This window comes from Sorangium sp. So ce367 (assembly GCF_051520455.1).
GTDB lineage: Bacteria > Myxococcota_A > Polyangia > Polyangiales > Polyangiaceae > Sorangium > Sorangium cellulosum_B.
Genome location: NZ_CP150334.1, coordinates 8640077 through 8652306 on the forward strand (window position 1 = coordinate 8640077; position 12230 = coordinate 8652306).

The following is a 12230-nucleotide window of genomic DNA, read 5'->3' on the forward strand; positions in this document are numbered from 1 at the left end:
GGAGCACCCGGCTGGGCAGCAGCGACGCCAGCAGGGAACCACCGAATGTGTCATCCAATATAACGGACGAAGATCTCTGTCAAGAGATGGATCGCGCCCACAAGGATCCCTGAATGCGGGCTCGCTCACCATCCAACGGGCCTTGGGACATCCGCCATATCGGACACCCGGAGCGGGCGGCGCCTCCGGATCGGGGAGGGCGCCGGATCGCGCGAAAGGGTTCCAACCGACGGCGAGGCAACTAAGATGGCCCCGACGCACGCACGAGGCGCTCCGATCGGGGCCCCGCCGCGGTGCGTAGGGATCTCATGAGCCAGAACCCGGACCGCAGCGATCCGCTCAACATCGCCGGCAGCCTGATCGCCGACAAGTACAGGATCGATCACGCCGTGGGCGAAGGCGGCTTCAGCGTCGTCTACAGGGCCGAGCACGTCATCTGGAAGCAGCCCGTCGCCGTCAAGTGCTTCACCCTCCTCGGGGGCGCGCCGGCCGAGCAGCGGGAGCAGCTGCTCCAGGCGTTCATCCAGGAGGGCAAGCTCATGACCGAGCTCTCCAGCCGCTCGGCCGCGATCGTCCAGGCCCGCGACATCGGCACGTTCAACGCGCCGGACGGGCAGTGGCTGCCCTACATGGTCCTCGAGTGGCTCGACGGCAGGCCGCTCGATCGGGTCCTCTTCGACGAGACGACCGACGGCGCGCCGACGCGCGACCTGCGCGCGACGATGGCGCTGCTCGAGTCGGCCGCGATCGCGCTCGATCTCGTGCACTCGCGGAACATCGCGCACCGCGACATCAAGCCGGCGAACCTGTTCGTCGTCGGCCAGCCGCGCGACGCCTCGACGTTCGTGAAGGTGCTCGATTTCGGCATCGCCAAGGTGATGGCCGATCACGCGGCGGCGGCGACGGCGCTCGCCCACACGGGCAAGGACATCACCGCGTTCACGCCGAGCTACGGCGCCCCCGAGCAGTTCAGCCGGACCCACGGCGCGACCGGGCCCTGGACCGACGTCTTCGCGATGGCGCTCATCATGATCGAGGTGATGCTCGGCGGAGCGCCGGCGCTGCAAGGCGACGACTACCTCCAGCTCGCGGTCGCGAGCCGCGATCCGTCGCGCCGGCCGACCCCGCGGACGCTCGGCCTCACGGTCAGCGACGAGGTCGAGGCGGTCTTCGCGAAGGCGCTCGCCGTCGCGCCGGCGGACCGCTTCCCCACCATGGGCCGCTTCTGGTCGGCGCTGCACCGGGCGGTCTTCCCCGAGGACCCGGCCTGGGCGCTCTCCACGGGCGGCGGCTCGCTCGCGCCCCCGTCCGGCGCGCCGTCGCCCCGCGCGTCCGCGCCGCGGCTCGCGTCCTCGCCGCGGATCTCGCTGCAGGCGCAGACCGCGCCGACGATGGCGGCGCCCTCCACGGCCCCGGGGCCGCCGCCCGCGCTGACGTCGCAGCCGGTCTCCGTGGCCGGATCGAGCGCCGCGAGCGACGCGGCGGCGCCGAGGTCGAAGGGCCCGCTGCTCTTCGGCGGCGTCGCGCTCGCGCTCGCGGCCGGCGGCGCGATCACCTGGAGCTTGCTGCGCTCCGCGCCGCCTGAGGAAGAGGCGTCGCGGAGCGCGCCGGTCGCCACCGCGTCCGCCACCGCGGCGGCGCCGACGGCGAGCGCCACGGCCGCGGCGGCCGCGCTCCCCGAGCGGCGGACCGAGTGCCCTGCAGGGATGGTGCTCGTCCCGGGCGGCAAGTTCTTCATGGGCTCCGACGAGCCGGAGTTCAAGCTGTGGCAGCCCGCGCACAAGGTGACGATCGACACGTTCTGCATCGACGTCCACGAGGTGACCGCGGGCGACTACAAGGCGTGCTCGGACAAGGGAGAGTGCAAGCGGCCCCCGGCCGCGCCCGACTTCCCGAACACGAGCAGCGCGCCCGCCGCCGCGCACCAGAAGACGCTGACGGCCCTCGCCGAGCAGTGCACCTTCGGCAAGCCCGAGCTCGCGAAGCACCCGATCAACTGCTTGCCGTGGAGCCTCGCGAACGCCTACTGCGAGGTCCACGGCAAGCGCCTGCCCACCGAGGCGGAGTGGGAGTACGCGGCGCGCGGCTCCGACGGGCGCAAATTCCCCTGGGGCGACAAGCCCGGCGACCAGACCTTCATGAACGCGTGCGGCACCGAGTGCACGGCGTGGGAGAAGGCGCGCGGGCTCACGCTGAGCGAGCGCATGTACGACGCCGACGACGGCTTCTCCGGCACGGCGCCGGTCGGCTCGTTCCCGAACGGCAAGACGAGGTTCGGGGCCGACGACGTGGTCGGCAACGTGTGGGAGTGGACCGCGGACTGGTTCGAGACCTACAAGGACGAGGAGCAGGTGAACCCGAAGGGGGCGCCGGCCGGCGATCGCAAGGCGATCCGGGGCGGCGCCTACAACGGCGGCTTCGCGCTCTGGCTCAACCCGGCGTTCCGCTACCACCAGCTCGCGACGGCGAGCGCGCCGGGCATCGGCTTCCGCTGCGCCGCGCGCCTGTAGCCGTGCCGGTCCCCACGTCCCAGCTCGCGAACCCCTCCATCGCCGGCCCGCTCGGCACGCTGGCGTTCTCGCAGGTGCGCCCGCTGAGCTCGTCGCTCGCGCTGCGCGCGATCCGGTGGCACCAGAGCCTGGAGCGGCTCGGGGTGGTCCTGCCGTTCGCGCTGGTGCACGACGCGGGCCTGCTCTTCTCGACGCCGCGCGAGCAGCTCGAGCTCGGCCCGCGCTGCGACCCGAGGGAGCTCGCGGGCCGGCTCCGGGACGCGGAGCGCATCGTGGAGGGGTACCGGGCGGTGCTCCGGGAGCTCGCCGAGAGCGAGGCCGCGCGGTGCGCGGCGCAGCTCCGGATGAGCGACGATCTGGTCACGGTCGTGCTGTCGCGCCTCTTCGGCGCGGTCGCGGCGCGGACCCACACGCCGCCGGCCTACCGCGCGATGCTGCCCGCGGACGCGGCGCTCTTCGAGGGGATCGAGCCGCAGCTCCGCGGGCTGTTCCTGTCGGCGCGGCGCGAGTTCGAGCAGCGGGCGCTGGAGGCGCTCGACGTCTCCCGGCTGTACGTGCTCACGATGTCGGACGCGCTCGACATCGAGACGCTGCGCCTGTTCGGCATGCTGGGCTCGGAGGCGTCGGCCGGGGCGCTCGCCCAGGTCGATCTGCTCGCGGCGCTCTCGTCGCCCGAGGCGAACGACATCGTGAATTTCTCGCTGGAGATCCTGCCGAGCGTGCTCGAGACGAAGACGCGCCCGGCCGCGGGCACGACGGCGGCGCACGGCTACTCGGGGCTGGGCACGCGCGGCTCGATCGACAGCATGGTGCTGACGGAGCTCGCGTGGGACGACATGGAGCTGGCGCGCCGCATCGCGGACAACGAGGTGCTGTATTTCGCGCGCGAGCAGAGCCGGGACGAGCAGCGGCGCATCCACTACCTGCTCATCGACGCGTCGGCGTCGATGCGCGGCGATCGCCAGACGTTCGCCCGGGGGATGGCGATCGCGACGGGCAAGCGGCTGTTGCTGGAGGGCGAGGACGTGGCGTTCCGCTTCTTCGACGCGCGGCTGTACGAGCTCTACCGGGCGAAGAACGGGCAGCTGCCGACGGCGCACCTCCTGTCGTTCAAGGGGGAGCGGGGCAGGAACCCGGCGCGCGTGTTCGCGGAGCTCGCTACGGATCTGGATCTGACGCGGCACCACGACCCGCGCACGCCGGTGGTGCACCTCTTCACGCACGCGGCGCTCTACATCCCGCGGGAGATGGTGCAGGCGGTGCAGAGCCACGCGCACATCTCGGCGGTGTTCATGCTGCCGTCCGGGGGGGAGCTGGACCTCGACTACCTGGATCTGCTGGACGCGCACTGGGTGGTGGACCACGCGACGGTGGCGAGCGGGGCGGCTCGGGCCAGCGCGGCGAAGGCGATCCTCGGGGAGAAAGACCGGCAGGACCGGCAGGACCGGCCCGAGGAGGGAGGTTCTGCCGCACGGCGCCTGGGGGCCCCGCCGAACTCGCACGTGGCCTGAGCCTTGCCCGCTGGGCAAGGCTCAGGCCACGTGCTCAAACATCGGCCCATCCCCCAGGCGCCGTGCGGCAGAACCTCCCTCCTCGGGCCTACGCAAATTGATGGGGCGATGGGGAGCGGCCATCCCCCAGGCGCCATGCGACGGAACCTTTCTCCGCGAGCCTGCGGGGCGGAATCGACGGGCTCTGGGGGGACGCGGCGCGTGGCGGTGAGATGTTATGAGCTACGACCGTAATACGCCGGCTCATTGCCGGGCTTCCACTTGATGTTGCAGCCGATGCTCGGGCGCTGGTCCGAGGGGACGGGCGCCGAGGAGAGCACCGCGTCGATGGCGGCGCGGAGATCGCGGCCCGTCACGGGGACGTCGTTGCCAGGGCGGCTGTCGTCGAGCTGACCACGATAGACCAGCCGGCGATCGGGGCCGAAGAGGTAGAAGTCCGGCGTGCACGCGGCACGGTAAGCCCTGGCGACCTGCTGCGCCTCGTCGAGGAGGTAAGGGAACGTGTAGCCGACCTCGCGCGCCTCTCTGGCCATCGCCTCGGCGTTGTCCGCCGGATACGCGACGATATCGTTCGAGTTGATGGCCACGATGGCCACGTCGTCTGCACCATAATCGCGCCTCAGCCGGGCGAGCTCGTGGCGGATGTGCTTGACGAACGGACAATGATTGCAAATGAACATCACGAGGAGCGCCCGCTGCCTTTTGAAATCCGACAGCGCGACCTGCTTTCCTGTGAAGTCGGGCAGCCTGAAGTCGGGCGCCGGGGTGCCCAGCTCAAGCATCGTGGACGGGGTGCGTGCCATGACAGGATTCTCCTCTCGCTGTGACGGCGCGCACCCTACCACGCCGCGACCCTCGCCGCTGAACACCGCCCCCGCCTTCGCGGCCGCGGCGGCCGTCCTCTGGCTCGCGCTCCCCTGCCCTCTCCAGCGCCGAGGCGCCTCCCTCGAGCTCTGAGCACCTGTCCCGGCAGGGGGCCAAGGCGGCCGCAGGGCGCGGCGATCACCTCGGGAAGTGGCGCTCGATCATCGAGAAAAACGCCGCCCCGCCCGGCTCGCCGCCGATGCTCCAGTACGTCACCCCGCCGAGCCCACCCCGCCCGGCGACGACGACCTTCTCCTCGAGCGACGCGAGGTCCTCGAAGAAGACGCGCTCCCCGCTCGAGAGAAGCCGGTTCGGCGATCTCCCCGCCGCGAGCCGCCCGCCCTCGTCGTCCGGGCACCGGCTCATGTGCTCGGTGCTCGTCTCGTAGCCGTCGCCCACGAGCTCCAGGCACTTGCTGAGCGGCTCGCACCCCACCACGGCGCCCCCGCTTCCCGGCGCCTCCGGCCCGAGGAGTCCGTAGTTCGGCAGCCCGAGGAGGAACTTCTCCCGGCGCGCGCCGCCGTCGAGCGCCCCGATGTACGAGACGGTCTCCTGGAGCCACCCGAGCGGCGCGACAGGGCCCACGTGCGGTCCGTCGTGCCAGTGGTAGTCGTACCCCATCACGTGCACGTGATCCGCCGAGGCGCTCAGCGCCTCGTAGTCGAATACGCCCTTCGCGGACACGACCGCCGGGACCGCGAGCGAGAGCTCCTTTCCGTGCGCGTGGAGGGCACGCGACAGCTCGTCGACGAACGCCGAGAACGCGGCCCGCTCCGCCCGGACGGTCTCGCCCGGCCCGAGGACGGACGAGAGGTGCTCGTAATCGATGTCGATCCCGTCATAACCGTTCTCCATCACGAGCCCGACGATGCCCTCCACGTGCCTCGCCCGGAGCGCTGGATCGTGGAGCATGGCGTGCACCGCGACGACGTCGGGCCGGTCGATGGCCGCGATGAGGGGGATGAGCCGGGTCCGCGCGCCGCCGGGCGTCGTGCTGTCGAGGACGCGCCGGTCGTGAAGGCCTGCGAACGGCGCCTCCCGGCCGCGCGGGTGGTTCTCGAAGCGGGTCGGCGAGGCGACGCGCCACCACTTCGGGTGCACGGCGTCGAACGCCCCGGCGTGGGCCGCGAAGGTGTCGTATCCGAGCTCCGTCGACTCGGGATCTCCAAGGAACTCATGCAGCCACCCGCAGAAGCGGTGATCGCCCGGCGCGCGCGTCGCCTGGCTCGCGCGCTGCGCCCCGGGCGCGGCCGACGCGGAGAGCTCGGCGCTCCCCACCTCGTCGAGCAACGGCGCGCGCTCGCCCGCGCCACCGCAAGAGATGGAGAACGCGGCAGAGCAGGCGAGCATCAGAGTCTGGTGAAACAGCTTCATATCGGCCGCGCTCTAGCAGCCCGCCACCCCATCGACAGCCCTGTTCTCACGCTTCCGCGGGCTGCCTCACGCCGAGCCGGCGATGCGCCGTTTGACGGCTACTCCATCCCCGCGCCCCTAAGGCTTCCCCTTATTTGGCAGCCCTTTTCAGCGGAAGAATTGAACAGGGAGGCGGGGAGACAGGGAGTATTTTGAAAATTTCCCTCCCCGCCTCCCCGTCTCCCTGTGAATTTTCCGAAGAATTCGAGGGGATGCCTCGAGCCCTCGCCCCTCACGCCACGCCCACGCGCCTCGCGGCGCCGGCGGCCGGGCCAGCGACGTCGCCCGCGGCTCCCTCGGCCAGGGCCGGTGTACTACGCTCGCTCCCGGCATGACCCAAGGCGTCCGCCCCCTGCACGAGCTCCGCGACGAGGCCCGCTCCGCGCTGGCCAGGAGCGATCTCACGCGCGCGCGCGACGCGCTCTTCAGCGCCCTCCAGCACACCATCGCCCGCGAGGAGGAGTACGTCGCCATGACGGACGAGCTCCGCGACGTGCTGGTCCGGCTCGGCGACGCGCGGAGCGCGCTCACCGTCTCCTGGTACGGCGGCAACGAGCAGAGCCAGCGCCCGCTCATCGCCAAGGTCCCGCCCATCGACCGCGCGCGCACCGTGCTCGCCTGGGCCGAGCGCGAGCAGGACCCCGAGCGGCAGAAGCGGCTCTACGGCCGCGCCGCCGACGAGTACGAGGCCGCCGGCCTCGTCGCGCAGGCCGCCATCGCCCGCGAGCGCGGCCAGGACTTCGCCCGCGCCCGCGCCCTCTGGTCGCGCCTCGCCCAGCTGCTCTCCTCGTCGGGCAGCGACCTCTACGCCGCCGGCCTCGCCCGCTTCAACCTCGCCCGCACCTCGCTCCGCACGGGCGACGCCGCGGCGGCGCGCGAGGCCGTCTTCGCGTCCGTCCACCTGCTCGAGGAGGCCGCCGACAGGTACGAGACCATCGGCCAGCGCGAGCGCGCCTTCGACTGCTACCAGGTCCTCATCGCCGTCGGGCGCGAGAGCCGCGCCTTCGAGCACGTCCTCGAGGGCTACGTGAACGTCATCCGCATCCTGCGCGAGGACCACCTGCGCTACTACGCGCTCCAGTCCTACGAGGAGGCCGTCGCCGCGGCCGAGAAGCAGGGCGAGATCTCCGCCGCCGCCACGCTCGCCCGCGAGATGGCCGCGTACGCCCGGAAAGAGGGGCTCGTCGCCGTCGCCAACTTCGCCGTGCTCGCGCAGGCCCGCCTCTGGCAAGAGGTGTCCGCCGTCTCGCAGAAGCGCGCCGCCCCGCCCGAGATCGCCGAGAACGCGCTGCTCGCCGCCGTGATCGCGCTCGGCGAGGCGGGGCAGTACAGCAAGGTGGGCAGCGTCTACCGCGCCCTCACGCAGCTGCCGCTCGAGGAGACCCGGAAGAAGCACTACGCCCGCGCCGGCCGCCGCTACGTGAACGCGCAGGACCTGCCGATCGACGCCGCGCCGCTTCCCGCGCACCTCCGCCACGAGCTCGGCTTCCCCGACGTCTGGCACATCGACCTCGTCGAGTGGGAGCAAGCCGGCAGCGCCGCCCAGGCGTGCGGCGACATCGTGCTCGACCCGGCGCAGTGGTCCGAGGTCACCCGCCGCCGCGCCATGCTCGCCCGGCTCACCGCGCTCGCCGTCGAGGGCGCGACGCCCGAGGCCACCCCCGCGCAGCAGCTCATCAGCCTCGCGGAGCAGCTCGCGACGGTCGAGCTCTACACGATCCTCTCGCCGCTCGAGCGCCTGTTCCGCCGCGCCGAGCCGAAGATCCGGGTGGCCGTCGTCCGCGCGCTCTCCCACTTCCTCTACAAGCGCACGTTCATCACCATCCGCGACGCGCTCGTGGATCCCGACCCCACCGTGGTCCACGAGGCAGCCCGCGCGCTGGAAGAGCTCCGCTTCGCCCACGCCTTCGATCCGCTCGCCCGCATCTACCGCGAGTCGCAGGCCGCCGCCGTGCGCGCCAGCGCCGTGCGGGCGATCGCGAAGATCGACACCCTCGAGGCCGGCGAGATGCTCCTCGGCATCCTCCAGCACGAGGGCGCCGAGGAGCGCGCCGTGGCCGTCGAGGCGCTCAAGCGCGTGCGCGGCATGAAGTTCGTGGAGCTCGCCCGCGGCTCGCTCTCCGAGCTGACAGGCTCCGCGCAGGCGGTGGTGCGAGAGATCCTCCAGAGTCGTGGCCTCAGCCCCTGAGCGCGCCTGCACGACCACGCGCCGGCACGACCGCGCGCCCGCCGGCCGCGCGGGGCTCCACACCGAACCACAACGGAGCAGCTCGGGGGTGATCCGCTGTCCGGGCAGCGAGCGCAGACTGCGCCTGGCTCCTCCCCTCTCTCACGCACCAGAAACCGCGCCTCGGACGAGCCTCAGACGAGGACGACGAGTAACCCCGCGATTGTGCGCTGCGGCAAGGGGATTCCCCTAACGAGTTTGGTTCTCGCAGCGCTTCTGGAGGGTGCACGTCGACATCCAGTCGGGATACCCTGCACGCGCCAATCCAACTCATCCCGAGAGATTCTCGGAGCGCGATGACGTAAGCATGGAAGCGGACGGAGCGCTTGGGGGAGCGCTGGGAAACCGCCGTCCGGGCTCCCGATGGTGCGCTGCTCGACACAGGTCGACTTCTCAGCGCGCCACCGGCGGCTCTTGTCTCGTGTGGGCAGCAGCTGGGCGCCGTGCCGCGGCGCCCAGCTGCCCGCCTCCAGCGCGCGCCGCTCCGGCGGCGGCGCGGCGGCTGGAGCGCGGCCGCGCCCCGGCGCAGGGCGGCGAGAGCTCGACCCGCGGGCGCTCAGCTGCGGAGGATCGACTCGAGCGCGGGCACGATGCGGGCGTAGCGGAACTTGTATCCGAGCTCTTCCGCCCGCCTGGGATAGACGCGCTGCCCGGTGGTGACGATCTCGGCCGCGTCGCCCATCCCCAGCTTCACCACGGCCTCGGGCACGCGGAGCCACGACGGCCGGTGGAGCACCGCGCCGATCGCCTGCGCGACCTCGTCGCCGGTCTGCGCGTTCGGCGCGGTCATGTTGAAGGGGCCGCGCACCGCGTCGTTGTCCAGGGCGAGCAGGGTCATCCCCACGACGTCGTCGCGGTGGATCCACGAGATGACCTGCTTGCCGTCGCCGACGGGCCCGCCAAGGAAGAACCGGAAGGGGGCGATCATCTTGTCGAGCGCGCCGCCGCCCTCGCCGATCACGACGCCGATGCGCAGCTGCACCGAGCGGACGCCGTGCTGCTCCTCGACGGCGCGGGCCGCCTCTTCCCAGCGGACGACGACGTCGGCGAGGAAGCCCTCGCCGGGCGCCGCGTCCTCGTCGAGCACCTTGTCGCCCGGCTGCGGGCCGTAGTAGCCCACGGCGGACGCGCAGAGGAACGCGCTCGGCTTGCGCTTGGCCTTGCCGATCGCCTCGCCCATGAGGCGGGTCGTGTCGACGCGGCTCCTCAGGATCTCGCGCCGCGCCTCCTCGGTCCACCGCTTGACGATGGTCTCGCCCGCGAGGTGGATGACCGCGTCCACGCCGTCGACCTCCTCGAACCACGGCCCCGGGGCGTCCGAGCTCCACGACACGACGCGCGCCCCGGGCAGCGCCGCCTGCGTCCGCGCCACGTCGCGCGTCAGCACCGTCACCCGATCACCCCGCGCGAGCAGATCCTTCACGAGACCGCGCCCGATAAACCCGCTGCCGCCAGTGACAAGAACCGTCTTCACGCGATCTATCTATCACGGCTCGGACGGAGGCGGGGCTTCCCTTCGAGCGCCGTTCTGGGAGCGCTCGGACGGCCTGCAGCTGTCCAGTCGTGACGCCGAGCGCTGGAGACGGTAAGACGCGGGACGTGATGGATGACCTAGAGACCTTCAAGAAGCTTCCTCTCGGCGGCCTCGATCGCCGCTCGCTCGTGGGCTCGCTGGCCGAGCACGGCGCGCGCGTGGCGACCGAGCAGCTCGCGGCGCACCGCGCCCGAATCAGCCCGGCGGGCGCGCGCATCGCCCCGGACACGGCGGTGCTGATCCTGGGCGGCTCGAACGGCATGACCCGGGCGCTCGCCCTGCAGCTGCTCTTCGGGGAGCGGGCCGCGGTCTTCGCCGTGCACTTCGACAGCGAGAAGATGCAGATCGGCCCGCACCACGTGAAGGCGATCTCGGACGCGGCGGCGGCCGAGGGGCTCACCGCGCGCTTCTGGAACAACGACGCCACGAGGCCGCAGGTGATCGACGAGGTCGTCGCCGCGCTGAAGGAGCGGTATCGGGCGGTGCACCTCGTGAACGGCATCGCGGCCGGCGCGATGAAGCGGTACGCGGAGCACGGGCCGACGAAGGTGAAGGACCTCGACGTCGCGTTCGATCCGGTGCTCCAGATCCCTGATTTCTCGCGCGCGGAGAACATCCGCAAGCTCGGCCTCGTCGAGGTGGACGTCGCGAACGACGCGGACATCGAGCGGACCAACAAGTTCATGGGCACGTCGTCGCTCCTGTGGGTCGAGCCGCTCGCCGCGGCGGGGCTCATCGCGAAGGGCGAGAGCGTGGTCTCCTTCTGCGACTACGACTACCCGAGCGACGATCCGGTCTACGCGATGGGCCCGCTCGCCGGCGCGAAGATCCTCCAGCGCAAGACGATGGCGGAGATCCGGGAGCGGTTCGGGGCGAAGACGGCGCGCATCTGCTACCCGGCCCTGGCCACGACGGCGCTCGGGGCGATCCCCGGCGGGCTGCTGATGTACGGGCTCAGCACGCAGATCTTGAAGGAGCGCGGGCAGTTCAAGGACGTCATCGATCTCGCGGGCGAGACGATGGAGATCTGGCGTCCGAGCTGGGACGGGAGCGATCTGCGGGTGGACGCGGCCTACCAGGCGTGTCTGCCGGAGTTCAACAAGCGCAAGGAGCAGATCGGTCCGAAGGACGTCCCCGGCGCGTTCCGGCAGCTGTTCGAGTGAGCCGTTGCGCGCGGGGCCTCGGCTCCGCGCGCCGCTTCACGGCCGGCCGCGCTGCTCGCGCGGCCGGCGGACCGCTCTAGCCTTCAGCCCGCGCGACCTCGGGCTCGAGCCGGGCGACTTGGACCTTGTCGGACAGGCGGATGATCCCCACCCAGGCAAGCACGCGGATGACCTGATAGGCCGGGTCGATCTCGAACCACCGCACCGCGAAGTTCGGGCTCATCGCGTACTTGTGGTGGTTGTTCTGGAAGAGCTCGCCGAGCGTCACGAAGTCGAGGACCAGCGTGTTGCGGGAGTCGTCGTCGCTGTTGAAGTTGCGGTAGCCGTAGCGGTGGCCGCACCAGTTCACGATCGCCCCGTGCAGCGGGCCCATGGTCCAGTGGAGCGGGAGGAACAGGAACTGCCACCAGTGCGAGGCGAAGGCCACGTAGAAGAGCACGTAGCCGGTGCCCCACGCGAGCCGGCCGATCCACGCGTTGCCGATGCGGTCGAGCGCGGGCCACTCGGGGTAGCCGCCGAGGAAGCGCGGCTCCACATCGGCCGTGCCGTCGTAGATCGCGTCGTAGCGGTGCGCGGTGTCCAGCATCATCCGGACGACATTCGAGTAGTACCGCGGCGAGTGCGGATCCTTCGGCGTGTCGCTGTACGCGTGGTGCATGCGGTGCAAGATCGCGTAAACCCAGGGCACGAGGTACGACGAACCCTGCGTGAGGTACGTGAGGAAGTGGAAAATCCGCTCCCATGGCTTCGACATCGTGAACATCCGATGCGAGGCGTACCGGTGCAGGAAGAAGGTCTGGAAAAAGACCGAGAGCGTAGAGTGGGCGATGAGAACGATCGCGATCTCCATGTTCGCGTCCTAACCCGGTGACGCGCGGCAGGGGGTCAGCTCACGGTCACGATTCCGTAACGGGCGCCGGATCCGCGCGGCCTCGGGTCACCTCTATCTTCGCGAGATTCCGCGGGATTTCGCGGGAATTCCCGTGATTGTCCGTGATTGATCGAGTC

8 protein-coding genes are annotated in these 12230 nt (G+C 71.3%); 4 read left to right on the forward strand and 4 right to left on the reverse strand.

Features of this window, described 5'->3' with window-relative positions; genetic code table 11:
* The first annotated feature begins 308 nt into the window (after positions 1 to 308).
* Together WME97_RS32710 and WME97_RS32715 are read left to right on the forward strand one after the other, a co-directional pair.
* Complete coding sequence (locus WME97_RS32710; protein ID WP_437543274.1) at positions 309 to 2510, forward strand: SUMF1/EgtB/PvdO family nonheme iron enzyme; 2202 nt, start codon at positions 309 to 311, stop codon at positions 2508 to 2510.
* Between the two features lie 2 nt (positions 2511 to 2512).
* Positions 2513 to 4021 carry a hypothetical protein gene (locus WME97_RS32715; protein WP_437543276.1) on the forward strand — a complete coding sequence of 503 codons (1509 nt, stop codon included), beginning with the start codon at positions 2513 to 2515 and terminating at the stop codon, positions 4019 to 4021.
* Positions 4022 to 4236: 215 nt separating this feature from the next.
* Here the strand turns inward: WME97_RS32715 and WME97_RS32720 are convergent, their stop codons facing one another.
* Together WME97_RS32720 and WME97_RS32725 are read right to left on the reverse strand one after the other, a co-directional pair.
* On the reverse strand, positions 4237 to 4824 hold the full coding sequence (locus tag WME97_RS32720) for a thioredoxin family protein (RefSeq protein ID WP_437543279.1): 588 nt from the start codon (positions 4822 to 4824) through the stop codon (positions 4237 to 4239).
* A 199-nt stretch (positions 4825 to 5023) separates the two neighbouring features.
* On the reverse strand, positions 5024 to 6259 hold the full coding sequence (locus WME97_RS32725; protein WP_437543281.1) for a glycosyl hydrolase family 18 protein: 1236 nt from the start codon (positions 6257 to 6259) through the stop codon (positions 5024 to 5026).
* A gap of 370 nt (positions 6260 to 6629) precedes the next feature.
* Between WME97_RS32725 and WME97_RS32730 the strand changes: the two genes are divergently transcribed.
* Positions 6630 to 8486 carry a HEAT repeat domain-containing protein gene (locus tag WME97_RS32730; RefSeq protein ID WP_437543284.1) on the forward strand — a complete coding sequence of 619 codons (1857 nt, stop codon included), beginning with the start codon at positions 6630 to 6632 and terminating at the stop codon, positions 8484 to 8486.
* Between the two features lie 595 nt (positions 8487 to 9081).
* On the opposite strand, the gene WME97_RS32735 is transcribed toward WME97_RS32730, so the two are convergent.
* Positions 9082 to 9999: a TIGR01777 family oxidoreductase gene (locus WME97_RS32735; RefSeq protein ID WP_437543286.1), complete on the reverse strand. Its 918-nt coding sequence runs from the start codon at positions 9997 to 9999 to the stop codon at positions 9082 to 9084.
* Positions 10000 to 10127: 128 nt separating this feature from the next.
* Here WME97_RS32735 and WME97_RS32740 point away from each other — a divergent pair, with 128 nt between their 5' ends.
* The gene (locus tag WME97_RS32740; protein ID WP_437543288.1) at positions 10128 to 11222 is read left to right on the forward strand and encodes a hypothetical protein; all 1095 of its coding nucleotides are present in this window, start codon (positions 10128 to 10130) and stop codon (positions 11220 to 11222) included.
* A gap of 76 nt (positions 11223 to 11298) precedes the next feature.
* Here WME97_RS32740 and WME97_RS32745 read toward each other — a convergent pair whose 3' ends face one another.
* A complete protein-coding gene (locus WME97_RS32745; protein WP_437543291.1) occupies positions 11299 to 12072 on the reverse strand; it encodes an acyl-CoA desaturase in 774 nt (257 codons plus the stop codon).
* Between the last annotated feature and the right edge of the window lie 158 nt (positions 12073 to 12230).

What these genes read in the sequence shown, in the direction of transcription:
- WME97_RS32745 (WP_437543291.1), bottom strand. Translation starts at nt 12,072, where the DNA reads ATGGAGATCGCGATCGTTCTCATCGCCCACTCTACGCTCTCGGTCTTT.
- WME97_RS32710 (WP_437543274.1), top strand. Translation starts at nt 309, where the DNA reads ATGAGCCAGAACCCGGACCGCAGCGATCCGCTCAACATCGCCGGCAGC.
- WME97_RS32730 (WP_437543284.1), top strand. Translation starts at nt 6,630, where the DNA reads ATGACCCAAGGCGTCCGCCCCCTGCACGAGCTCCGCGACGAGGCCCGC.
- WME97_RS32740 (WP_437543288.1), top strand. Translation starts at nt 10,128, where the DNA reads ATGGATGACCTAGAGACCTTCAAGAAGCTTCCTCTCGGCGGCCTCGAT.
- WME97_RS32720 (WP_437543279.1), bottom strand. Translation starts at nt 4,824, where the DNA reads ATGGCACGCACCCCGTCCACGATGCTTGAGCTGGGCACCCCGGCGCCC.
- WME97_RS32725 (WP_437543281.1), bottom strand. Translation starts at nt 6,259, where the DNA reads ATGAAGCTGTTTCACCAGACTCTGATGCTCGCCTGCTCTGCCGCGTTC.